Origin of the sequence: Micromonospora sp. MA102 (assembly GCF_025460765.1) — a bacterium.
Classification (GTDB): Bacteria; Actinomycetota; Actinomycetes; order Mycobacteriales; family Micromonosporaceae; genus Micromonospora; species Micromonospora halotolerans.
In genome coordinates this window covers 1-21,645 of record NZ_JAMWEG010000014.1, presented here as the reverse complement: position 1 = coordinate 21,645, position 21,645 = coordinate 1, and the positions used below count along the sequence as shown (strand labels likewise).

Sequence of the window (21,645 nt, the reverse complement as noted above, 5' to 3'; positions counted from 1 at the left end):
CATGGACCTTCGCTGTTGAGGGATGCCTGATGACCGCAGTGTGCGATACCCCGGTGAAGGGGAAGATGCTCCGGGCCACGAAGCTCGGGGTGTGCGGCGACCCGATCCTGGGCGCCGGAGGATGGCCGACCCACGTCACGTCGAAGGGCTTCGTCAGCGTCGAGTACGCGGCCGAGGTCGACGACGGCGAGGAGATCGACCAGAAGGACGCCAACGGCGATCCGCTGGTGTACGAGCCGGCGCGGCGGCGGATCAAGCTGTACAACGTGACGGTGACCTGCGGGCGGGTCGACCCGGAGCTGTACACGCTGTTCACCGGGATGCCGGTGGTGCTCGACGAGGACGGCAACGCGACCGGCATGCGGGTCACCTCCGCGGTGAATCTCGACTCGGCGGTGGCGCTGGAGGTGTGGTCGGGCACGCAGCTCAAGAAGTGCGTGGCCGGCGCGATCCAGCGGCCGAGGTTCGGCTACTTCCTGCTCCCGCAGATCATCGACGGGCAGATCGGGGACTTTACGATCGAGAACGGGGCGGCGAGCTTCACGCTGACCGGCAAGGCGATCGAGAACCCGGGCTGGGGTGTCGGCCCGTACGACGTCTACCTGCGCAAGACGGGCGTCGAGGCGCTGATGGACCCGATGGGCGACCAGGACCTGCTGCACCTCGACTGGACGTACCTGCCGCCGCCGGCGCCGACGTGCGGGCTGACGGTGCGGCCGCCGGACGGCACCGTGGCGGCCGACGCCACCGACGCGACGAACATGACCGTGGAGTTCACCGCGACGTACGTGCCGGTCGCGCCGGACAACACGTACGCGGTGGATTGGGGCGACGGGGCGTCGTCGGCCGGGCCCGCCGAGGCGGCGAAGGTCAGCCACCAGTACGCGGCCCCCGGGACGTACCTCATCACGGTCACGCACACGGCGTCGGGCGCGCAGCGCTTCAAGTCGTTCGTCGCCCCGGCCGGCGCCTGAGGTAAGCGGTGACGCAGCCGGCCCGGACCGGCCCGTGCGACTGGCCGCTGAACACGGCGTACTGCAAGGGCTGGGACCAGTACGACGAGGCGGTCCGGACGGCGGCCACGGATCTCGCGACGGAGGTCCTGTGGGCGCTGTCCGGCCGCCGGTTCGGCGTGTGCGACTCGACGGTGCGGCCGGTGCGGCGCGGCGACGGCGAGGCGTGGCGGCGGTGGGAGTCGTGGCTGGACCTGCCGTACGGGGGCAGCTTCGCGGTGACGTTCTGCGGCTGCCCGGTGGGGGCGTGCGCGTGCGGGCCGGTCGGGCAGGAGCTGAGCCTGCCCGGCCCGATCCACGCGGTAACCCGGGTTGTCATCGACGGCCAGGAGCTGCCCGCCGAGGCGTACGCGGTCTACGACCGGCGGTGGCTGGTGCGGCTCGACGGCGGCACCTGGCCGGCCCGGCAGGACCTGACGAAGCCCGACGACCAGCCGGGCGCGTGGGCGGTCACCTACCAGCGGGGCGTGCAGGTGCCCGGCGGCGGGAAGGTGGCGGCCGGCGCGTACGCCTGCGAGGTGGCGAAGGCCCTGGTCGCGGACACGACGTGCCGGCTGCCGAGGCGGGTCGCGTCGGTGGTGCGCCAGGGCGTGCAGCAGACGTTCGTCGACCCGGCGCAGCTCGCCCGGGACGGCATGACCGGGCTGCCCGAGGTCGACCAGTGGCTGCGGGTGGTGAACCCGAACCGGCTGCCCCGCGACACGGTGGTGTGGTCGCCGGACCTTGATCGTGGACGGAGGAGGACGTCGTGACGGAGCCGGTGATCGAGCCGCAGGACGACGTGGCGTGGCCGGTGGCGGTGAAGCTGCGCGAGCTCATCGGCGGCGCGCTGGACGGGGCGCTCGGCGGCACGCCCGCCGTGGTGGCGGTGGTGCCGGGCCGTGACGTGGCGATCGACTCGTGCTGCGACGGCCAGGCGTGGGTGCGGATCGTGCGGACGTACCCGGTGCTGCCGGAGGAGTTCCCCGGCGGGCGGGGCACGCCGCTCGACGAGGGCGCCGACCCGGGGGCGTTCTGGGCGGTGGAGCTGGGCGCGGGGACGGCCCGGTGCGCGCCGAGCCCCGACGACGCCGGGAACCCGCCGACCGCGGCTGAACTCGAGCGCAGCGCGGCGGAGCTGGCCGACGACGCCGGCCGGATCCGGCGGACGGTGCTGTGCGAGCTGCAGAAGCTCGCGCAGGTCGAGTCGGTGTGGATCGGGGAGCAGTCCAGCGTCGGCCCGTCCGGCGGCTGCGTCGGCCAGGAGGTCCTGGTCGCGGTGATGACCAACGTGTGCGTGTGCGAGGAGGACAGCTGATGCGCAAGGGCCAGAAGGTGACGGTGCGGGCGCTGACGGCGATGCCGGGCGTGCCGGACGGGTCGGTGCAGCACGTCGAGTGGGGGCCGCGGCTGGCCACGCTCGTGGACGCCGGCCGGTACGAGGTGCTGGAGGGTGAGGAGGCCGAGCAGGCGGCGACGGTGGACCTGGAGCCGCCGGACGCCACCCAGCCGACCCCGGCGCCGACGGCGGACGCCGACGGCGACGGCAAGACGCGGAGGACGCGCCGCTGATGGCGGTGAGGGTCAACGCGCGGGTCGACCTGTTCGCCGGCGAGATGCGTCAGCTGCTGACCGGCTCGACCGGGCAGGTGGTGTCGTTCATCCGCAGCGTGACCCGGAAGGTGCGGACCCGGGCGGTGCTCAAGTGCCCGGTCGACACCGGCCGGCTGCGGGCGGCGCACCGCGAGGAGGTCGGCGTGCGGGGCGGCCAGGTGTACGGGTTCGTCGAGAACGACGTCGAGTACGCGGCCGCCGTGCACGACGGCACGGGGGCGCACCTGATCCGGCCACGGCGGGCCGGCGGGATGCTGCGGTTCGAGACGGGCGGCCAGGTGGTGTTCACCAGCCTGGTGCGCCACCCGGGGACGCGGGCGCAGCCGTGGCTGCGCGAGGCGATGGAAGAGGTAGCGGGGTCGGAGGGGTTCCGGCTCGTCCGCTCGTAGGGAGGAAGCAGGATGCGGGAGTTCACGACCAGCACGAAGCTGGCGAAGGAGTCCGGCGGCGAGAAGAAGCTGCCGGACGTGCCCTTCAAGCTGGACGGGGTGGAGATGGTGTGCCGGGCGCCGAAGGACGCGCAGCTGGCGTACCTGATGGCGGCGGCGTCGTCGAGCCGGTCCGAGGCGGACCAGGTGGCGGCGGTGCTCGACTTCTTCGAGCAGACGCTGGACAAGCCGAGCCTGACGGTGTTCCGGAAGCGGCTGCTGAACACGGAGGACGAGTTCGACTTCACCGACGCCATGGGGATCTTCACGCACGTGTGCGAGGAGTGGTCCGGCCGCCCTACTGGGTCGGGCAGCGCCTCCTGACCCTGGCGGTCAAACGCTGGCCCGAGTTCCACGGGACGATGCTGCTGCGCACCGGCCGGGAGCCGCTGGACCTGCCGCTGCCGTCGCTGCTGGACGTGATCTACGCCTGGTGGGTCGAGGGCGGCGACGAGAAAGAGGTGGCGAAGTTCCGGCAGCGGCTGGAGGCACCGCCGGCGAGCGCCGAGCTGGAGGGCCGCGAGGAGTGGTCCGACGAGGAGACTGACGAGTCGTTCGCCGCTGCGATCGGCGGGATGAAGCGCGCGGCGTCAAGATAGAAGAGGGCGGCCACCGGTGCGGGGCCGCCCTCTTCCGTGCGCGGTCAGCTGCGGAAGCCGTCCCCGCGGAACATGGTGCTGCCCGGGTCGCGGCGGGCCAGCGGTGGCGGCGGCAGCTCGGCGGCCGGCGCCGACGCGAGGAACGGCAGGTACCGCCGGAGGAAGTCGTCGACGCCGGGGATCGCGAGGATCCGGGTCACCGCGGCGGCGACGGCGAGGGCCTGGGCGATGAGCGGCACGGCGTCGACGCCGGCCACCGCGGCGATCGTCGGCAGCAGCGACAGCAGCGCGACGACGGCCGCGAAGATCGTGCGGGCGGTGGCCCGCCACGGGTGGCGGGTCTGGGTGGTCGGAGCCACGGGGTCGGTCATGGGGTCCCTCCTCGGGGTGGTCACACACACAGGTCGAGCAGCGGCACGCACACCAGCGCCGGGGTGGGCTTCGGCGTGGGTGCCGGCGGGCCGGGTGGCCCGCTGTGGCCGGCCGGTCCGGGCGGACCGGCCGGGGCGGGGGCGGGTGCGGGTTGCAGCCGGGGCGTCCTCGAGGAAGCGGCCGGGCCGTTCGGCCGTGGCCCGCCCCGGCTGGGCGGGCCCGGCGACGTCGTTGGCGCCGGGCCCGGGCTCGGGCCGGTGCAGCCGTACCGGCGGCGCAGGTCCTGCACGGCCTCGTCCCGGGGTGTCAGCCGGTCCAGGGCGACGCACAGGTCCCGGCGGGTCTGCTCCAGCCGGGCGTCGCGCGCCTTCGTCTCGGCGGCGGCCTGGGCCCGCCGCTGCGCCAGGTCCTGCTCCAGCGCGGCGACCCGGCGGTCCATGGCGTTGTCGGCCAGGTTGAAGGCGATGACGGTGGCGGCCGCCGAGCACAGCAGCGGCAGCAGCGCGTACAGCGCCAGCAGCCGCGCCGTCCGGCGGCGGTCGCGGACCACCACCCGCGCCAGCCGCTGAGTGTCAGCCTCGTGCCTGCTCACCGGGTGACCTCCAGTCGAGCTTGTCCGGGTCGAGGCCGGCGGCGAAGACGCCGAGCCGCAGCCGGGCGTACATCTCCTGGTAGCGGGTGAGCTCCTGTTCGAGGAACTGCACCCGCTGCTCCAGGTACTGCAACCGCTCGTCGACCCGCTTGTCGAAGTTGGCTTCCCGTTGGACGTCGGCGGTGCGGCGTGTGCCGAGCAGTGCCAGGAGCGCGGTGATGACCGTCGCCAGGACGGCGAGGACGCCCATCGTCACGCTGATGCCGGAGACGTCCCCGACAGCGGCCCTGGTTATCTGCCCGGCCAGCCACACCTACCTGCCCCCTCAGTGGATCGGCGGCGCTGCCGTCAGGTGACGGGGTTCTTGAAGGCGGCGTTCCAGGTGTGCGCGCCGATCAGCCCGTCGACGTCGAGGTGCTGGTCGCGCTGGAACGCTTCGGCGAGCGCGCGGTACTCGGGGCCGTAGATGCCGTCGTTGCCGGCGCCGCGGAGCCACGTCTTGCCCTTGCCGACCGACCAGCCCCGGCGGCTGAGCTGGGTGCCCCACTGCTGGAGCCAGTAGCGGTCGGTGTGGCCCCGGAAGTAGCGCTCGTGCAGGCCGGACACCGAGTAGTCGGGGCCGGAGGCCGGGCCGAAGTACCAGCCGGCGGGCAGGGGGAAGGCGATCGGCGTGCCGGGCGCGGGCTTGCCGCCGGCCGGCGGCTTGGACGGCGCGGGCGTCGACCCGCCGACGACGGGCAGGCCGGCGTGCAGCCAGGCGTAGATCTCGTCACCGGGGCACTCGGTGGACCCGCGGTCGCGGTGGCCGAGGAGCGTGAGCCGCCTGCCCTTGCGGTCGTTGGCTTCCTCGTAGAGCCACTTGAAGGCGCGGCGGGCGGCGTCGGAGACGTCCTGGCGGCCGGCCTGGTCCTTGCCGATGATGCAGACGCCGATGTTCTCGGTGTTGTGGCCGGCGCAGTGCGCGCCGAGCACGTTCCACCCGCGGCCCTCGTAGATGAGGCCGGTGACGCTGTTGATGAGGAAGTTGTAGCCGATGTCCGACCAGCCCTTGACCCGCATGTGGTAGTCCTGGATCTGGCGGGGGGTCTGCGTCGCGCTCGCGGCGGAGTAGTGGCCCATGAACCCGGTCCGCTTGGACCAGGCGACGGTTTGGCGGGACTCCGGTGCGCGGGCACCCCATTCGGCGCGGCTGATGATGTCCACTGTGTGTCCTCCCGGCAGCGTGGATCGTCTGTCGGGGGACAGCGGCCTCTACGGTAGCGGGCCGGGGTGACGGGTGCGGGGACGGAAACGAGCCCGCCGGCCGCCGCTGCGCGGACAGCGGCGACCGGCGGGGGTCGTGCGGAGGCCGGCCACGACGCTGGGGCCGGCCTCCGGGTCAGCGGGCGTGCGCGGGCAGGTCGAACTCGCCCGCCTTCGCGCCGGCGACGAAGGCGTCCCACTCGCCCGCGTCGAAGACTCGGGTCGGGCCCTGCGGGTCGCGGCTGTTGCGCAGCTCGACGTTGCCGCCGCCGAGGAACTGGACCTCGACGCAGTTGTCGCAGTTGGGGCCGGACTTGCTCGACTTGAACCACTGGCCGATCGGGCGGGCCTGCATGTCCACGGTGGTGCTCCTTTCGTCGCCGGCCGCTCCCGTCGCAGCCGGGCGGGTCTACGTGCGCCAGATGTAGCGCAGGTCGTCGGGAGCGTTGGCGCGGAGGATCACCTTGACCAGCAGCTGCTCCAGCACCGACTTGCGGAACGGCGGGGCGATGCCGGAGAGGGTGGCCCGGCGCTCAGCGGCGGTCCAGGTGACCGCCTCGATGGCCTCGGCGGAGAGCGGGACCTTCCGGCAGCCGAGCGGGCATTTGTAGGTGCGCTCGCCGCAGTGCGGGTGCGGGTGCATGGGCACGTCGCATCGGCCGCACCACAGCAGGGTGCGCAGCAGGTACGGGTCGGTGCTGGCGGCCATGTTTCCCCGGCTCCAGGCGGCGGCCCGGCCGCACAGGGAGCCGCCGGAGATCAGGCTGGGGCGGGTGGCGTTCACGGCCGCCCCCCGTTGCCGCGCCACCGCTGCGCGGGCGTGGTCAGCACCGCAGTGGAGAGGATGACGGTCGGCCCGTTCCAGGAGGGCGGGGCGGCCGGGGTGGTGGGCCGGGCGTCGGCTTCGGGTACCGACGCCCGGCGGTCCGGGGTGGAGCGGCGGTGCAGCCAGCGGGACCAGCGGCGGTGCCTCGCGGGGGCGGTCACAGCGCCCAGCCGTAGGCGTCGACCTGGACCTGCTCCGCCCAGCTAGCGGCGCTGCACGGCCAGGCGTTACGGCACCAGGTGCAGCGGCGGTCGTTGACGGCGATGAACGGCCAGGCGAAGCCGACGCGGACGACAGGGCCGTCGGGCTGGTGCGTGGCGAGCATGTGCCCGGCAAGGGTCAGCCTCTCGCCGGGGCTGAGGACGAGGTAGCCGTAGCTGGGGATGACCTCGCCGGGCGGCGGGGGCGGGACCACGAGCTGCTCCCGAAATGGAGGGGAGCCCGAGCGGCCTGCCGAGGCGGCGCCGGACCTGCCGCTGTGTGATTGGCCCCGACCGGTAGATAGAACGACCACGAGTAGCCCCCAGCCCTCTCTGAACCCGGGCGCTCATCAGTGATCGAGCGGTCACTGTGCATCACGCCCACCAGCGACCGTATGGGCGGTCGCCGATGGCGTGCGAGGATGTTGCACGATGTTGCATCAACTCGCGTCGTCGTCCAGATCCCGGAGAGCTCTCGTGATGAGGGCCCGCGCCTCCCGGCCGTAGGCGGCTGACCCGGCGAGCCGTTCGAAGGCCCGACTGTAGACGGCGATGTCCCGGGGCTGGGTCAGCTTGAGTTCTGCGGAGATGGTTTCGACGAGGACGGTCTTCGCGTCGAGGATCCAGAACCCGTGCAGGGGAAGGAAACCGTGTGCTGCGCGGGTGGGAATGACACCCAGGTGAACGCGGGGGAGGGTGGAAAGGGCGAGCAGCCGGTCCAGTTGACCGGCGAGTACGTCGGGAGGCGCGACGCCCAGAGTCAAAGCGGCCTGGCAGAACACCATGTGGAACCGGTGGTCACCCCGGTAGAGGATGCTCTGACGCTCCATTCGCGCGGCGACGCCTTCTTCCACGTCGTCCGGCAGATCGTGAAAGTCGATGAACGCGCCGAGGATGGCGGCGGCGTACTCGGCTGTTTGCAGGAGTCCCGGGATGACCTGCGGCTCGAATGCACGAAACAGCTTCGTGTCAGCCTCGAAGCGGACGCTTTCCCGTTGCCGTGCCCGCGTGCCGGACCTGAGCAGCCGCCGCCACTCGACGAACATGGTGTCGATGGAGCGCACGACCGCGACGAGGTCCGCCGCCTGGTCGTCGGCCCCGCAAAGCCGGCACCACGTGCGTACGTCATCCTCGGAGGCGTTGATGACGCCGTGCTCCAGTTTGGAGACCTTTGTGAAGTGCCAACCGGCGCCTGCGGCAAGCGCTCTGCCCGTCAGGCCGGCGTCCTGCCGGATGTCCCTGAGCCTGACCCCCAGCGCTTCCCGGGCCTGACGGGCAGGTGTGCTCACGTCGTTGCAGGCCGGTACTCGGCGTACGGAACCGCACGCGGCCACAGGTCGTCACGGGTTGCCCGGTACAGGTTCAGCTGCTCTGGATCGTCCCCTACGGCGTAGCCGGCACCACGCCCATCCGGCTTGAACAGGCTGAGGACGAGCAGGTGGTCATCGAAGAGCCAGCAGTCCTCGGCGGGCAGGGTGTGTTCGGCTACCTGCGCACGCGGAAGATACCTGACTTCCTCGCCGGCCTCGATGTTGCCCGGGTCCAGCTCCATCGCCCAGCGCATGTAGTCCGACAGGGGCTCCGTCACGATGCGCAGCCGCTGAACCTGAGTCCCTGCCGACGTCACCTGGCTCATGAAGGACAGCCAGTCCTTCCGCCATGCGAAGTCGTCCGGTATGCCGCGCAGCCACAAGTCAAACGGAACGTCCTCGTCTTCGACGTGGTACGTGTCACGCAGCTCCAAATGCCACGCACGGGTGCCGGGGCGGAACATCGACCGAAACTCGGCACTGGTGATGGGCTTCATCGACTGCTGGCCACCAGATTCTGCATTTGGCGAGCCGGAACCTCGACACAGGTTTCGTGACTCGGGATGTCCATGAGAGCGAGAGCGGCCTCGTCGGTTACCCGCGCGCCCTGGATGATGTAGTTGCCTTCCGCGGTGACGTCGATGATGGGCGCCTCGATCCGGGTCACTTCCCCGTCGAGACCGTTCTTGGCCAAGTGGCGCATCAGTGGGGCGGGCACCTCAACGACTGTCTCCTGGTCTGTCTCTGAAGCGAGGATCGCGGGATCGGCAACCTTCCAGCCCTGAACCAGGTAGCTGTCTCGGTCCGTGGCGTACAGCGTGGGGGATTGCCCGCCCGTCGACTCCTTGCCCAAGAACGTTAACCGCATGCCCCTGCCTCCTAGCGATAGTTGCACGTTGTTGCCCGTCCGCTGATCGTGGGCCGCTGCGCGTGCAACGTCAAGGGATCGTCTTGGTCGGTTGCGGTGGGCATATGCGGCCGCAGTGGATGAATGCGACCGGCGAAGCTGGCCTACGCTGGGGGCGTGGCGCTGGGGCGTGCGTACATCGAGATCGTCGGGGACGTGAGAAAGTTCGCGCCGGACCTGAAACGCGGACTGAACTCGGCGCTGAAGGTCGGGGCGCTGAGCGGGATCGCCGCCAGCGCGACCGGCAGCCTGGTCGGCCTGGCCGGCGCGCTGGCGCAGGTCAGCGGCGCGGCGTTTGCCGTGCCCGCCGCGGCCGGCGTCTACGGCGCGGCGATGGCCGCGCTGCGGATCGCCACCTCGGGCTTCGGCGACGTCCTGAGTGCGGTCGCGGAGGGCGACGCGAAGGCGTTCGACAAGGCGCTGGAGAACCTGTCGCCGCAGGCGCAGAAGCTGGCCCGCGAGTTCAAAGCGGTGCAGCCGGCCATCGAGGCCGTGCGGACGGCGACGCAGGACGCGTTCTCCGCGCCGATGATCGGGCAGGTCCAGCAGACCGCCGCGGTGCTGGCCGGGCCGCTGCGGTCCGGCCTGGCCGACGTCGCCGCCGAGTACGGGCTGGTGGCGCGGCGGGCGTTGGAGTTCGCCCGCGAGGGCGCCACCGTGTCGGTGCTGCGCGGGGTGCTGATGGGCGCGCGGGAGGCCGTGGCGAACCTCGCCGTGGCGGTGGGGCCGCTGCTGGCCGGGTTCCGCGACATAGCCGTGGTGGGCCTGCCGGCGGTGAGCCAGCTGTCCGGTGTGGCCGGCGGGCTGGGCGCGAAGTTCGGCGCGTGGCTGTCGGCGATGGCGCAGAGCGGCGCGGCCACCGCGGCGATCCAGACGGCGCTGGGCATCCTGCGGCAGCTCGGCCAGGTCGCGGCGAACGTCGGCGGGATCCTCCGCTCCGTCTTCGAGGCGGTCAGCCAGGCGGCGGGCGGCGGCGGGCTGCTCGGGAGCCTGGTGATGGCCACCGGCACGCTGCGGGATTTCTTCGCCTCGGCGGAGGGCGCGCAGGCGCTGCAAGGGGTGTTCACGGCGCTGGGCGCGGCGGCGGGCGGCCTGTCGCCGGTGCTGATGACGCTGCTGGGGATCATCGGCAAGTCGCTGGTGCCGGCACTGCTGCCGATCGTGCAGGCGGTCGTGCCGGCGTTGCAGGCCGTCGCGACGGCGCTGGGGCCGGCGATCGGCACGCTCGCCGCCGCCCTCGGCCCGGTGATCGGTGCCCTGTCGGTCGGCATCCAGGCCCTGGCCCCGTCGCTGGGCCCGATCGCGCAGGTCATCGCGCCGATCGCGCTGGCCCTCGCGCCGCTGCTGCCGGTCATCGGGCAGCTGGTGACCATGCTGATCGGCCCGCTGGCGACGGCGCTGAACGCGCTGGGCCCGCTGATCGGGCCGCTGGTCACCGCGCTGGCGCCGATCCTGCTCCAGGTCGGGCAGACGATCGCCGCGATCCTCGCGCCCGCCGCCGGGCAGCTCGCAGCGCTGTTCACGCAGATGGGCCCGGTGCTCGGCCAGCTCGTCGCCGCGCTGGGCAGCGCGCTCGCGCCGATCCTCTCGGTGCTCGGCCCGCTGGTCATGCAGATGGTGCAGTCGATGGCGCCGCTGCTGCCGACGATCCTGTCGCTGCTGCCGCCGCTGATCGAGATCGTGGTGGCGTTGACGCCGCTGATCCAGCTGGTGGCGCAGCTCGCCGTCGTGGCGGTCGCCCTGGTCGCGCCGCTGCTCAAGGTCGCGGCGCTGCTGTTGCAGTTCCTCGTGGCGGGCGCGGTCGCGCCGCTGATCTCGGCGATTGCGGGCGCGCTGACGTGGCTGCTGTCGCCGCTGACCGGCGTCGCCGAGTGGCTGGGCAAGGTCGCCGCCTGGCTGAACGGGATCGATTGGGGCGGCGTCGGCGCGGCGATCGGCGGGGCCTTCTCGTCGGCGTGGAACGCGGTGGTCGGGTTCTTCTCGTCGCTCGGCACCTGGTTCGCGGAGCTGCCGGGGAAGATCGGCTCGTTCCTGGCGAGCCTGCCGGGTCTGCTGTGGAACCTGTTCACGTCGGCGCTGGGCATGGCGCTCCAGGCCGTCGGCATGGGGATCGGGCTGCTGATCTTCTCGGTGACGCAGCTGCCCGGCATGGTCCTGAGCGGCATCGCGGCGCTGCCGGGCCTGCTGGCCGGGTTCTTCACCCGGCTGTGGGCCAGCGCCCGGTCGCTGACCACCGCGGGCGTCAACGCGGTGGTGTCGTTCGTGACCGGGCTGCCCGGCCGGATCATGTCGGGGCTGTCGCGGCTGCCGGGGATCATGGCCAGCGCGCTGTCGTCGGCGCTGAGCGCGGCGCGCAGCGCGGCGTCGAGCGGCGTGAGCGCCCTGGTGTCGTTCATCAGCAGCGTGCCGTCGCGCCTGGCGGGGCTGGCCGGGAAGTTCGTGTCCGCCGGCAAGAGCCTCATCAGCGGGTTCATGAACGGGTTGAAGAACGTCGGCGGGTTCATCGGCGACGTCGCCGGGTCGATCACGTCGGCGATCACGGGGTTCATCAACCGGGTCATCGGCAAGATCAACTCGGGTATCGCGTCGATCGACGCGAAGCTCCCCGGGTCGCTGCCTCGCATCCCGATGCTGGCCAACGGCGCGATCCTGCGACGGCCGACGCTGTTCGTCGGCGGCGAGGCCGGCGACGAGGTGGTGGTGCCGCTGACCCGGCCGCGCCGGGCGCGGGAGCTGGCCGAGCAGTCCGGGCTGATGCGGCTGCTCGGCGACGGCGGCGGCGGCGCGTCCGTGGTGTTCGGGCGCGACGCGATCCGCGTGACCTTCGAGGGTGTCGTGCCGACCAGGCAGGAGGCGCTGGACACCGGCCGGGCGGTCGGCGAAGGCGTGTTGGAGACGCTGGCCCGCAGGGACGTGGCCACGACAGTGAGGACGATCTGAGTGGGCGAGTACAACCCTGACCGGCCCTACGTGCTGGGGATGCAGTGGGCGCCGCTGGTGGCCGACGCGGTGCAGCTCGACACGGGCAGCGAGGTCGGCTACACGTTCCGGGCCCGCGCGACCCACGCGGCCGGCGGCGGGCTGCGGCGGGTCCGGCTGCAACTGGCGAGCCCGCCGCCGGGCCTGCCGGACCGCAAGGAGCTGCTGGTCAACCTGTACCCGGCGGACCGGGTGGCCGGCACCGGCCCGGTCCGCAAGCTGGTCATCCCCTGCGGGTCGGGGTCGCTGGTGAGCGGGGCGGCGCTGGTCGGGTCGTCGACGCCGAACGACGCGGTGAGCAACCCGGCGGACCCGCGGTACGTCGCGCTGACGGGGCCGAACGCGGCGGCCCGGTTCTGGTTCGAGACGACCTACAGCCCGACGACGCAGAAGCTGGCGGGGCGGCGGATCCTCGACGTGTCGGTGCTGTACGTGATCTCGGGCCCGTTCGCCGACCTGGCCCCGGCGGTGACCCTCGGCCTCGAGCGCCCGTCGGCCGGCGTCAACTGGATCATGGACGAGACGCTGAACGGGCCCGCCGAGCACAGCGCCGGTACGGCGGTCGGCCGGTCCCGGCTGGGCGAGCTGAACCCGTGGTGGGACACGACGGCGGCGCCGACGACGCAGCGCGGCCGGGCACCGTGGCAGCTGACGACGGCCAACGGGGTGTCCGGGCTGAACGCGCTGGCGGCGACCGGCGGCACGAACATCAACGTGCGGCTCCAGACCAGCGCGGCCGCCGTGGCGGCCGCGCAGTTCCGGGTGCACTACCTGGCGCTGGAGATCACCTACGGGGTGGAGAACCGGCTCGGCGGCGGCGGCCTCGACATTTCGCAGGGGCCGTCCACGATCGTCCCGACGGGGACCGCCGGCGTGACCGGGTTCTACTTCGACGTGCCGCTGCTCGGCGTCAGCGCGGCCGACGTGCCGCTCGTCGCCGGGCGGGAGTACGCGGTGACGGTCGGGCAGGCGTACGTGGGGCAGAAGTCGGTCGCGTCGCCGGTGCCGGTGAAGGTGGACCGGCTCGGGCCGGTCGAGCCGTACCCGGCGCACCGCGGCGTGCTGCTGCGCAAGACGCTGCGCGCCGGGCAGACGCCCACGGTGGAGACGGTCGAGGAGCTGCCGTCGCTCCTGCTGCTGACCGGCGCGGCAGCGCCGGGCAGCCCGGACCTGAGCAGCCACACCTACTTGAAGCAGGTCGTGGGCAGCGTGTCCAGGGCGACGACGGGGTGGAGCACCTTCCAGCACGTCGTCGAGGAGATCAGCGCCGATTGGGTGTGGGCCCGCTTCTACGCCCGGCACCTGCCCGGCACCCGGGACCCGCTGGAGCTGGCGCACGTCGACCCGGCGAACCTGGACGTGCGGCTGGGTCCGGTCGGGCGGATCACGGTCGAGGAGTTCGACGCGCTGCCGGAGATCGCCGACGGCTGGCGGGAGGTGACGGTCCGGCTGGACCCGCCGTACCTGTCCGACGGGGTGGGTGACATCACCTGGTGGGCGTGGACGAGCAACGCGGACCCGCAGGCGCCGTGGCAGGTGCTGGGCGCGGACGCCGACCCGGCCACCGACAACTACGGGGCCGCCGGCATCGGCGGCGCCGGTGCGACGACCTACGGCGACGGCGAGCTGGTGTACGGCGCCTACGACGGGCAGCGGGACCAAAGTTCGGACCTGACGCTGATGTTCGCGCAGGAGATGGACGCGGTGCTCGGCCTCGACGTGGAGCCGGCCGTGCAGCCGCTGACCGTCGTCGACGACCAGTGCAACCGGCCGGCGGTGAAGATCCCGACCGGGATCCGCTACCACCGGCTGTCGTGGCTGCCGGTCAACACGGCGGTGGTGGCCGGCTGGGGGCACTACGAGGTGCAGCGCCAGGACGACACGATGGCCGCCGACGAGTGGGAGACGATCGCCCGGGTGGCAGAGCCGTCCGTGACGGCGGTCGACGACTACGAGGCGCGGGTGGGCGTCGAGTCGCGGTACCGGATCAGGATGGTGCACCGCCTCGGCATCGACGGGCCGTGGTCGCCTCCGGTGGCGGCGACGATCGCCGCGCCGGGCGTGGAGGGCCGCATCGTCGACACCGGAGTGCTGATCCTGACCAGCAACCACAACCCGGCCGGGAACCTGGCGTACGTCGAGAACTTCGACCGGTCGTCGGTGGAGGAGTTCACGTTCCCCGAGGCGGGCCAGGTCGAGCTGCAGGAGATGTTCGACCGGGACTTCCGCACGGCGTTCCGGCCGCTGGAGCGCGGCGGCGTCGAGTTCACCCGGACGGTCCTGGTGAACCAGGCGGCGGTGCCGCCGGACACGATGGACCGCGGCTTCACCGACCTGCGGGACCTGGCATGGGACACGGTGCCGTACGTGTGCGTGCGGGACGAGCTGCACAACCGGTGGCTGTCGACGCTGCTGGTGCCGTCCGCGTCGGTGAAGCGCCGCAAGGCGGGGCAGCTCCAGCTGGCGCAGGTGCAGGTGGTGGAGGTGACCGCGACGCCGGCCCCGCTGGACGGCGGCCCCGCCGCGTGCGAGGGCCTGCGGCCGGAGGGTCAGGTGTCGTCGGTGACGGCGACGACGCCGGTCCCGGCGACCGGCCTCGCCCCGGCGGTGTTCCAGGAGCTGTTCCTCCAGCCCGTGGCGGCCGGGATGCCGCCGGGCTGGTCGATCATCGAGGGCGCGGCGGCGGACTTCTCGGTGGCCGCCGAGGCGGCGACGATCAACGTGGCCGGCGGGGCGTCGCGGGCGGCGCTCGTCGGCGCGGGCTGGGAGGACGTCGACGTCCTGGCGCGGTTCTCGTTCAACGCGGTGGCCACGGGCCAGCCGATCAACGGGTACCTGATCGGCCGGGCCACGGCCAACAACACGCACTACCGGGCGCGGCTGGCCGCGCAGACCGACGGCAAGCTCGGCGTGGCGATCGAGCGGATCGTGGGCGGCGCGCTGACGAGCGTCACGGCGCTGGCGACGGTGAAGGACCCCTTCGGCAACGCGCTGGCCTACCAGCCGGGGCCCTGGTACTGGATGCGGTTGCAGGTCCGCGACGCGGCGGTCCGGGTGGCGGTGTGGCCGGACGGGCAGGACATGGCCCGGTGGGAGCAGTCGGCGAAGGACACGGCCATCGCCGGCGTCGGGCAGATCGGTGTGCGGGGAGTGCTGACGGCCGGGAACACGAACGCGGCCCCGACGGTCAAGGTCGCCGACCTGTCGGTGACGCAGCCGCCGACGAACGACCTGGACCTGCGGGTGGAGCTGCGGCCGACCGGCGACCAGTGGACGGCGGAGCTGTCGCGCACCAACGACGACGGCGCGCTCGGCTGGAAGCTGACCGCGGGCTCGGCGCAGACCTGCCTCAACCTGTGGGGCGGGGCCGGGTTCACCGGCTGCGAGGACACGCGGGACCTGGTAGTGACCCGGCAGCGGCGGTGGCTGCGGGTGACGTACCGCAACGACGTCGGCGGGCAGGGCGTGACGCAGTTCTGGACCTCGGACGACGGGGTGGCGTGGCAGGCGCGCAGCACCACGTCGGCGCCGCCGGAGCCGCCGACCCTGGACCCGGGCCGGCTGGCGATCGTGCTGACCGGCGACGTGACGGTGGCCCGGGCCGAGGTGCGGCAGGGCATCGACGGGCCTGTGCTCGCCGGCCCCGCGTTCGAGGTGCAGGCGGCCGGCACGACGCAGTTCGCCGACCCGCAGGCGGGGAGGCGTGAGCGGGAACGGGAAGGTGCCGGGCCTGGCGGCGCCGGTGAAGGCGCTCGCCGAGGCGGTGCTGGAGAAGGCGGTCCGGCTCGGGCTGACGTGGCGGCTGCGGCCGGCGACGGTGACGAGCGTCGCCGGCGACGGCACGATCCGGGCGCTGCACGACGGCGACACCCAGGCGATCCGGGTGACGTCGATGATCGGCGCGGTGCCGGTGCGCTCCCGGGTGATGGTGCTCAAGACGCCCCCGGCGGGGAACCACATCGTCGGCCTGGTCGGCTCGCCGGGTGCGGGCGCGCCGACCGGGCCGGTGCAGACGTTCACCGCGGACGGCACGTTCACGGTGCCGGCCGGCGCGCGGTGGATCCGGGCGTACGGGGTCGGCGGTGGCGGTGGCGGCGGCGGTGTGGCCGGCGCGTCGGGCGGCAACGGCGCGGGCGGCGGCGGTGGCGCTGGCGGGTACTGCGAGAGCGTGTGGGCGGCGGCGGAGCTGCCGGCGCAGGTGGCGGTGACGGTCGGCGCGGCCGGGGCGGCAGGCGCGGCCGCCGCGGCGGGCGCCGGGAGCGGCGGGAATTCGAGCTTCGGCGGGTTGTGGGTTGCGGGCGGCGGCACAGGCGGCGGTGGGGTGGTGGCGAACGCGACGGACACCAGCGGCGGCCGGGGCGGCGGCGGCTCGGCGACCGGCGGGAACGTGCTGAACTCGATCGGCGCGGCCGGCGGCCCGGGCCGCACGCTCGACGGCCGGCACCTGTTCGCGGCGTTCGGCGGCGACTCGCGGCTCGGCGCGGGCGGGGCGGCCCCGGTGACGGTCAACGGCAACGGGAACAACGCGGGCGGACCCGGCGGTGGCGGTGGCGGCGCGATCGCGCAGGCGACGGGCCGGACGGGCGGTGCAGGCGGTCCCGGCCTGGTGGTCGTGGAGATCGTCTACTGACCGTCTGACCCCTTGGAAACAGCGCAGCCCCGGACCGCGAAATCCGGGGCTGTGCTGCGTTCACGTGGAGACACCAGCATAGCGGGCCGGGTCGACGGCGAGCAAAGCGCCGCGCCACCGTACATACAACATTGACGCAAGAGGCCGAGTCGGATACAATGTCTTTGTACGTATCGCCGCCCCTATCAGGAGGTTTGGAGTGGGCAAGGCATTGATCGTGGCCTGGGGCCACGAGTACGTGGACGAGGTGCTGGACGCCCTCGGTCCGGACGTGGAGGTCAACGTCGTGGTCGGCAAGCCGACCGTCGCGCAGTGGCGCGGTGCGCCGCTCGTCCTGGTCGACGCCCGGGTGCTGACCCTGGCGGCCGGGATGCCGGCGCACCCGCGGATGGTGGTCGTCGCACCGGAGAAGCTGGACGGTGACCGGCTGGCCGCCGCGTACCGCGGCTGGCAGGCCGACTACCCGGAGGTGCCGGTGTACCACCTGCCGACCGGCGCGCTGGCCGTCCGGCAGCTGGTCGCCGAGGCGGCCAAGGGGCAGGCGGCCGAGGTGCGCGTCGGTGTGGTCGGCGGCCACGGCGGCGCCGGAGCGACGACCCTGGCGGTGGCGCTGGCGCTGGTCGCGGCCGAGCGCGGGGGACGGGCGCTGCTCGTCGACGCGACCGGGCGCGGCGGCGTGGACGACCGGCTCGGCACCCCGGCCGAGTGGCTGCGGGTGGTCGACGAGCCGTTCAAGCCGCTGCGGCCGGTCGACCGGCACGCCGCCGACGTCAAGGTGGTCGACCTGGACCGGGCGCTGGAGGCCGGGCAGATCGAGGTGGCCCGCCAGTGCGACCTGGTGCTGCTGGTCGCCAACGTGCAGCGCAACGCGACGGCGACCCGGTGGGTCGCCGCCAAGCTGTCCGAGGCGGGCGTGCGGTGGGCGCTGGTGCCGACGTGGATGCACGACAAGGCGGGCCAGGAGCTGGCCGGCGAGTTCGGGGTGCGGTTCATGGACGAGGTGCCGCTGGAGCCGCCGTCGGTGTTCTCGGACGGGTGGGTGCACCTGCTGGACCGCTGCCCGCTCCTCGACCTGGCGCGCGACCTGCTGCGCGCCGCGCCGTACGCCGCCGCCCGGGTGGCGGCCTGACCGTCCCCGGCGGGTGCCGTACATTGACCTTGTATGGCATCCGGCCGTGGGAGGAGAGGAAAAGTGAAGGTGAACCAGGTGAAGCTGAGGGCGGTCACGCGGCAGATCGCGGCCGACCTGATGAAGCCGGGCCCGCTGGAGCTGCCGGTGATGGTCGGGCTCAAGGAGCTGGTCCGCATGTTCGGCGTGAAGGACAACACGCCGTACCAGTGGCGGTCCAAGGGGCAGCTGCCCAAGGAGGACGGCGAGGTCAGCAACAATCCGCAGTGGAAGCTGACCACGATCTACGCCTGGGCGGAGGAGACGGGCCGGAAGATCGTGTGGGACCCGTGGGACGTCCTGGAAGCCGACGACGAGGCGGCGTAGGTATGAGCAGCGTCGATCCCATTGCGGCCCTACACAGCGGGTGTAGGGTGCCGGAAAACGCGTCGACCCCGCCAGGCGGTCATCTGGCGGGGCCGAAGGTGAACCCGGAACGGAGAAGAACGGGTCGCACGCGCATCGTACGCCAGTTCGGGCGACGGTGCGCTGGCGGCGCTGCACAGAGAGGCCGCCTGCATGGTGGACCGCTGGACGGTCGAGCGCGCGGTGAGGCACGAGCTTTGCACGCTCGACCCTCCCGGCCGGCAGCTCGTCCTGACGCTGCTCACGTGGTCCGACGCGGCCACGGCGATCATCCCCGAGCAGTTCACGCCAAGCCTGACCGACCTGGAGAAGGGGACCGGGCTCGCCCGGTCCACGGTCGCGGCGTGGCTGAACAAGCTGGAGGGTCAGTGGGTGTGGCGCGATCGGCCGAGCGTGGCCGACGCGCGACGCAAGAAGGCCCGCACGGTGTACCGCTTGGGGGTGCCGCCGGAGCTGTTGCGGCGGCTCACCGAGCTGGGGGTAGTTGGTCCGCGTGCCGGACCAGCCGCGTCCGAATCGCCCGGGTCTGGTAGTCCGGTGAGCGGACCAGTGAAGGGCGCTTCTAGTCCGGGTCGCGGACTAGAACTAGTCCGCCAGGCGGACCGAGTTGGTCCGCCACACGGACGCAAGACATACAGGGAACAAGAAACGGTTGGGGTCCGCGCCGCGAGCGGAGTCGACCACCGTTACGTCGAGGGGCCGAATGGCTCCTGTGCCCATCCCGGGTGTAGGAAGTCGGCTCCGCTGCACGGGCCCGCGTTGCGGGCCGTGCCCGAGAAGGGAAGGAGAGTGATCGGGGAGTGAGAGTGCACCTCGCGCCGGTCGACGTCGCGCAGTGCGCGGCGTGCGGCGGCGTGCTCGTCGCCGCTGGCGACGACTGGCGGCACGAGGAGGCCACCGGCTGCACCGAGCTGGGCACGCCGGTGATCTGTCACCACAACGGCTGCGGGATGCCCGCCGCCATCGGGAGCGAGGCCTGCGGGCACTGCGCAGGCGCTTCTTCGTGGGCCGAGGGTGCCGGGTCGCAGTCCCCGACAGCGACCGTATAGAGTCTATGTAGGACGTTCGTTCACGTGGAAAGGGACGAAGGATGAGTTCACGATTCATGCCGGCCAGCCGCAAGAAGGCCAAGGCGCGGATCGCCCTCGCAGGGCCCAGCGGCGCGGGCAAGACGCTGACCGGCTTGAAGCTGCTCTACACGCTGACCGGCTCGGTGACCGTCGCCGATGGCGTCGAGCGGATCGCGTTCGTCGACACCGAGCGGGACTCGGCGGACAAGTACGCGGTGAACCCGGAGCTGCCGGGCGTCGGCGACATGACGCCCGAGGAGGCCGGCGGCTACGGGTTCTCGAAGATCAGCCCGGTGCGGTACGACCCGCGGCAGCTCGTCGAGCTGATCGACGAGGCGGCGGTGGCCGGGTTCACCGGCTTCATGCTGGACTCGGCGTCGCACTACTGGTTCGGGCCGGGCGGCATCCTGGAGCTGGTCGACCTGTTCGCCCGCAACCACGGCGGCCGGTCGATGGACGGCTGGAAGGACGTGCGCCCGATCGAGCGGGCGTACATCGAGGCGCTGATGAGCTTCCCCGGGCACGTCGTGGTGTGCCTCCGGTCGAAGCAGAGGTACGAGATCACCGAGGGCAGCGACGGCCGGAAGCAGGTGTCCAAGCTGGGCATGCAGCCCGACCAGCGCGACGGGCTGGAGTACGAGTTCGACCTGGTGGGCGACCTCGACCAGGGGCACTACCTGCGGGTGACGAAGAGCCGGTGCGACGCGCTGGCCGACGAGGTGATCCACAAGCCGGGCGCGGAGCTGGGCCACCAGCTGCTCGACTGGCTGGACAACGGCGAGCCGCCGAAGGACGTCGACTGGCCGAAGGCCCTCGCGGCGTGCTCGTCGCGGGAGGACCTGGCGGTGCTGTGGCAGCGGGTGCAGCGCCTCGGCAAGACGCAGAAGCTGCGGGAAGCCTTCAACCAGCGGGGCGCGGAGATCGCGGCCGCGCGGCGAGCGGCCGAGGCCCCGGGCACGCAACTCGACAGCGCGCTGAGCGAGGCGGCCGCCGCGCAGTCGGTCAACGGCCGGCAGCCGGAGACGGCGGGAGCGGGCCGGTGAGCGTGCAGCAGGCGGCCATGAAGGCGGCGGTGTTGAAGGCGCTGATGGACGAGGTGCGCAAGGTCTACGACCTGGCGCGGGCCGAGGCCGACGGCCAGCTGGTCGAGCTGAACGGCGAGCTGGGCGTGACGACGGTGCAGGTGAAGCTGCCGGGCTACGACGGCGCGGTGGCGCAGGTGACGCTCTCCGAGCCGAAGACGGGCTTCGTGGTCGACGAGGCCGGGTTCCTGGCCTGGTGCAAGCAGGAGCACCCGTCGGAGGTGACGGTGACGACCCCGGCGCCGGTCGAGTCGGTGCGGCCCGCCTGGAGGAAGGCGCTGCTCGGCCGGATGAAGGTCGAGCAGGACGGCACGGTGGTCGACGGCGAGACGGGCCGGGTCCTCGACTTCGTGGAGGTCGCGGAGCCGCCGCCGCCGTCGACGACGCTGACCTTCAAGAAGGGCGGCCGGGAGGAGGTGGCGCGGGCCTACCGGGACGGTCGGCTGGCGCTACCGGAGCTGCTGGCGCTGCCGGCGAGTCCGCAGGAGTGAGCGGGTGCGGGGCCGGGCGAGGGACGACCTTCGCCCGGCCCCGCGCCACATGGAGGCCGAGGAGGTGAGCGGTGGCGATCGACGCGCGGCTGGTCCGTGAGGGCCTGGTCGACGTGGAGGCGTTCGCCGCCGCCGCCGAGGCCGGCGCGGTCGGGGTGTGCGACGGGTGCGGCGGGCTGCTCGACGGCTCGGCGACCGAGGGCGGCGGCCTGGTGTGGCTGACGACCAGGTGCCGGGGCTGCGGGCGGGAGCGGACCGCGCCGGGCGGCCGGGCGCTGCCGCGCCCCGCTGGCCGGCGGCCGGGCCCGCCGGCGTGGCTGCTGGAGGCGGCGGCTGAGCTGGACGCGCGGCGGTTGGGGGAGCGGCCCGACTCGCGGCCTGTGTGACCCGCTACACGGCCCGATGCATACATAAAACCTGTACGCGGGACTGCCGTCGGCCTACAATGAAGTTGTATGTTCTGCCCCCCATCCTGCCTGTGAGGAGAAGCCGAGATGCTGAGCTACGAGGAGATCCTGGAGCGCGCCCTGCTGGCCGCCGCCGAGGAGATCGACCTGGAGATGGTCGCCGAGGAGGCGGGCGAGGAGCCGCTGACCGACAAGGACGGCGCGCCGGTCGAGATCGACGAGACGCTGAGCTTGGAGGCCGGCGGCTTCATGACGACCGACCGGGGCATCGTGCTGCGGCTGAGCGACGGCAGCCAGTTCACCGTCGAAATCAAGCGGTACCGCTGACCGAGCCGGGGGGGGCGCCCCCCGCGCGCCCGCCCCGACCCAA

Annotated in this window: 26 protein-coding genes; 15 read left to right on the top strand and 11 right to left on the bottom strand. The window is 72.8% G+C overall.

The window, feature by feature from the left end; translation table 11 throughout:
* The first annotated feature begins 29 nt into the window (after positions 1-29).
* From NFX44_RS24320 to NFX44_RS24290, 7 genes are read left to right on the top strand one after another with little or no spacing between them, the layout of a single operon-like run.
* The gene (locus NFX44_RS24320; protein ID WP_262285911.1) at positions 30-974 is read left to right on the top strand and encodes a PKD domain-containing protein; all 945 of its coding nucleotides are present in this window, start codon (positions 30-32) and stop codon (positions 972-974) included.
* An 8-nt stretch (positions 975-982) separates the two neighbouring features.
* Positions 983-1,765: a hypothetical protein gene (locus tag NFX44_RS24315; RefSeq protein ID WP_262285910.1), complete on the top strand. Its 783-nt coding sequence runs from the start codon at positions 983-985 to the stop codon at positions 1,763-1,765.
* Positions 1,762-2,310 carry a hypothetical protein gene (locus NFX44_RS24310; RefSeq protein WP_262285909.1) on the top strand — a complete coding sequence of 183 codons (549 nt, stop codon included), beginning with the start codon at positions 1,762-1,764 and terminating at the stop codon, positions 2,308-2,310. Before NFX44_RS24315 ends, NFX44_RS24310 begins: the two co-directional genes overlap by 4 nt.
* Positions 2,310-2,564, top strand: coding sequence for a hypothetical protein (locus NFX44_RS24305; RefSeq protein ID WP_262285908.1), 255 nt, complete (start codon positions 2,310-2,312; stop codon positions 2,562-2,564). Before NFX44_RS24310 ends, NFX44_RS24305 begins: the two co-directional genes overlap by 1 nt.
* Positions 2,564-2,995, top strand: coding sequence for a hypothetical protein (locus NFX44_RS24300; protein ID WP_262285907.1), 432 nt, complete (start codon positions 2,564-2,566; stop codon positions 2,993-2,995). The genes NFX44_RS24305 and NFX44_RS24300 overlap by 1 nt, the downstream gene beginning before the upstream one ends.
* A 12-nt stretch (positions 2,996-3,007) precedes the next feature.
* On the top strand, positions 3,008-3,358 hold the full coding sequence (locus NFX44_RS24295; RefSeq protein ID WP_262285906.1) for a hypothetical protein: 351 nt from the start codon (positions 3,008-3,010) through the stop codon (positions 3,356-3,358).
* A complete protein-coding gene (locus NFX44_RS24290) occupies positions 3,310-3,633 on the top strand; it encodes a hypothetical protein (protein ID WP_262285905.1) in 324 nt (107 codons plus the stop codon). Before NFX44_RS24295 ends, NFX44_RS24290 begins: the two co-directional genes overlap by 49 nt.
* A 44-nt stretch (positions 3,634-3,677) precedes the next feature.
* Here NFX44_RS24290 and NFX44_RS24285 read toward each other — a convergent pair whose 3' ends face one another.
* From NFX44_RS24285 to NFX44_RS24235, 11 genes are all read right to left on the bottom strand, one after another.
* Positions 3,678-4,004, bottom strand: a complete 327-nt coding sequence (locus NFX44_RS24285; RefSeq protein WP_262285904.1) for a hypothetical protein — start codon at positions 4,002-4,004, stop codon at positions 3,678-3,680.
* 20 nt (positions 4,005-4,024) lie between these two features.
* A complete protein-coding gene (locus tag NFX44_RS24280) occupies positions 4,025-4,597 on the bottom strand; it encodes a hypothetical protein (RefSeq protein ID WP_262285903.1) in 573 nt (190 codons plus the stop codon).
* Entirely contained in the window at positions 4,578-4,847 is a 270-nt protein-coding gene (locus NFX44_RS24275) for a hypothetical protein (RefSeq protein WP_262285902.1), read from the bottom strand. The genes NFX44_RS24280 and NFX44_RS24275 overlap by 20 nt, the downstream gene beginning before the upstream one ends.
* Positions 4,848-4,945: 98 nt before the next feature.
* Entirely contained in the window at positions 4,946-5,800 is an 855-nt protein-coding gene (locus NFX44_RS24270; protein ID WP_262285901.1) for an N-acetylmuramoyl-L-alanine amidase, read from the bottom strand.
* A 175-nt stretch (positions 5,801-5,975) separates the two neighbouring features.
* On the bottom strand, positions 5,976-6,194 hold the full coding sequence (locus NFX44_RS24265) for a DUF397 domain-containing protein (RefSeq protein ID WP_262286020.1): 219 nt from the start codon (positions 6,192-6,194) through the stop codon (positions 5,976-5,978).
* A gap of 54 nt (positions 6,195-6,248) precedes the next feature.
* Positions 6,249-6,623, bottom strand: coding sequence for a zinc ribbon domain-containing protein (locus tag NFX44_RS24260; protein ID WP_262285900.1), 375 nt, complete (start codon positions 6,621-6,623; stop codon positions 6,249-6,251).
* Positions 6,620-6,826: a hypothetical protein gene (locus tag NFX44_RS24255; protein ID WP_262285899.1), complete on the bottom strand. Its 207-nt coding sequence runs from the start codon at positions 6,824-6,826 to the stop codon at positions 6,620-6,622. Before NFX44_RS24255 ends, NFX44_RS24260 begins: the two co-directional genes overlap by 4 nt.
* Positions 6,823-7,080: a hypothetical protein gene (locus tag NFX44_RS24250; RefSeq protein ID WP_262285898.1), complete on the bottom strand. Its 258-nt coding sequence runs from the start codon at positions 7,078-7,080 to the stop codon at positions 6,823-6,825. Before NFX44_RS24250 ends, NFX44_RS24255 begins: the two co-directional genes overlap by 4 nt.
* Before the next feature lie 225 nt (positions 7,081-7,305).
* Positions 7,306-8,154, bottom strand: a complete 849-nt coding sequence (locus tag NFX44_RS24245) for a helix-turn-helix transcriptional regulator (RefSeq protein ID WP_262285897.1) — start codon at positions 8,152-8,154, stop codon at positions 7,306-7,308.
* A complete protein-coding gene (locus tag NFX44_RS24240) occupies positions 8,151-8,672 on the bottom strand; it encodes a DUF6879 family protein (RefSeq protein WP_262285896.1) in 522 nt (173 codons plus the stop codon). The genes NFX44_RS24245 and NFX44_RS24240 overlap by 4 nt, the downstream gene beginning before the upstream one ends.
* Positions 8,669-9,043, bottom strand: a complete 375-nt coding sequence (locus NFX44_RS24235; RefSeq protein ID WP_262285895.1) for a hypothetical protein — start codon at positions 9,041-9,043, stop codon at positions 8,669-8,671. The genes NFX44_RS24240 and NFX44_RS24235 overlap by 4 nt, the downstream gene beginning before the upstream one ends.
* A gap of 156 nt (positions 9,044-9,199) precedes the next feature.
* Between NFX44_RS24235 and NFX44_RS24230 the strand changes: the two genes are divergently transcribed.
* The 8 genes from NFX44_RS24230 to NFX44_RS24195 all read left to right on the top strand — a co-directional run bounded on the left by NFX44_RS24230 (position 9,200) and on the right by NFX44_RS24195 (position 21,602).
* On the top strand, positions 9,200-12,022 hold the full coding sequence (locus NFX44_RS24230) for a hypothetical protein (protein ID WP_262285894.1): 2,823 nt from the start codon (positions 9,200-9,202) through the stop codon (positions 12,020-12,022).
* Positions 12,023-16,699 carry a hypothetical protein gene (locus NFX44_RS24225; RefSeq protein ID WP_262285893.1) on the top strand — a complete coding sequence of 1,559 codons (4,677 nt, stop codon included), beginning with the start codon at positions 12,023-12,025 and terminating at the stop codon, positions 16,697-16,699. It begins immediately after the preceding gene.
* A 191-nt stretch (positions 16,700-16,890) separates the two neighbouring features.
* Positions 16,891-17,820 carry a hypothetical protein gene (locus tag NFX44_RS24220; protein ID WP_262285892.1) on the top strand — a complete coding sequence of 310 codons (930 nt, stop codon included), beginning with the start codon at positions 16,891-16,893 and terminating at the stop codon, positions 17,818-17,820.
* Positions 17,821-17,883: 63 nt separating this feature from the next.
* Positions 17,884-18,186: a hypothetical protein gene (locus NFX44_RS24215; RefSeq protein WP_262285891.1), complete on the top strand. Its 303-nt coding sequence runs from the start codon at positions 17,884-17,886 to the stop codon at positions 18,184-18,186.
* Positions 18,187-19,315: 1,129 nt separating this feature from the next.
* Positions 19,316-20,338, top strand: coding sequence for an ATP-binding protein (locus tag NFX44_RS24210; protein WP_262285890.1), 1,023 nt, complete (start codon positions 19,316-19,318; stop codon positions 20,336-20,338).
* The gene (locus NFX44_RS24205; RefSeq protein WP_262285889.1) at positions 20,335-20,868 is read left to right on the top strand and encodes a hypothetical protein; all 534 of its coding nucleotides are present in this window, start codon (positions 20,335-20,337) and stop codon (positions 20,866-20,868) included. Before NFX44_RS24210 ends, NFX44_RS24205 begins: the two co-directional genes overlap by 4 nt.
* A 71-nt stretch (positions 20,869-20,939) precedes the next feature.
* Complete coding sequence (locus tag NFX44_RS24200; protein WP_262285888.1) at positions 20,940-21,254, top strand: hypothetical protein; 315 nt, start codon at positions 20,940-20,942, stop codon at positions 21,252-21,254.
* Positions 21,255-21,362: 108 nt separating this feature from the next.
* Positions 21,363-21,602, top strand: a complete 240-nt coding sequence (locus tag NFX44_RS24195; protein ID WP_262285887.1) for a hypothetical protein — start codon at positions 21,363-21,365, stop codon at positions 21,600-21,602.
* The last annotated feature ends 43 nt before the right edge of the window (positions 21,603-21,645 follow it).

Excerpts from the sequence above, each read along its gene's own strand:
- NFX44_RS24320 (WP_262285911.1), top strand. The coding sequence starts at position 30 with ATGACCGCAGTGTGCGATACCCCGGTGAAGGGGAAGATGCTCCGGGCC.
- NFX44_RS24305 (WP_262285908.1), top strand. The coding sequence starts at position 2,310 with ATGCGCAAGGGCCAGAAGGTGACGGTGCGGGCGCTGACGGCGATGCCG.
- NFX44_RS24300 (WP_262285907.1), top strand. The coding sequence starts at position 2,564 with ATGGCGGTGAGGGTCAACGCGCGGGTCGACCTGTTCGCCGGCGAGATG.
- NFX44_RS24295 (WP_262285906.1), top strand. The coding sequence starts at position 3,008 with ATGCGGGAGTTCACGACCAGCACGAAGCTGGCGAAGGAGTCCGGCGGC.
- NFX44_RS24285 (WP_262285904.1), bottom strand. The coding sequence starts at position 4,004 with ATGACCGACCCCGTGGCTCCGACCACCCAGACCCGCCACCCGTGGCGG.
- NFX44_RS24275 (WP_262285902.1), bottom strand. The coding sequence starts at position 4,847 with ATGGGCGTCCTCGCCGTCCTGGCGACGGTCATCACCGCGCTCCTGGCA.
- NFX44_RS24265 (WP_262286020.1), bottom strand. The coding sequence starts at position 6,194 with ATGCAGGCCCGCCCGATCGGCCAGTGGTTCAAGTCGAGCAAGTCCGGC.
- NFX44_RS24240 (WP_262285896.1), bottom strand. The coding sequence starts at position 8,672 with ATGAAGCCCATCACCAGTGCCGAGTTTCGGTCGATGTTCCGCCCCGGC.
- NFX44_RS24235 (WP_262285895.1), bottom strand. The coding sequence starts at position 9,043 with ATGCGGTTAACGTTCTTGGGCAAGGAGTCGACGGGCGGGCAATCCCCC.
- NFX44_RS24210 (WP_262285890.1), top strand. The coding sequence starts at position 19,316 with ATGAGTTCACGATTCATGCCGGCCAGCCGCAAGAAGGCCAAGGCGCGG.
- NFX44_RS24195 (WP_262285887.1), top strand. The coding sequence starts at position 21,363 with ATGCTGAGCTACGAGGAGATCCTGGAGCGCGCCCTGCTGGCCGCCGCC.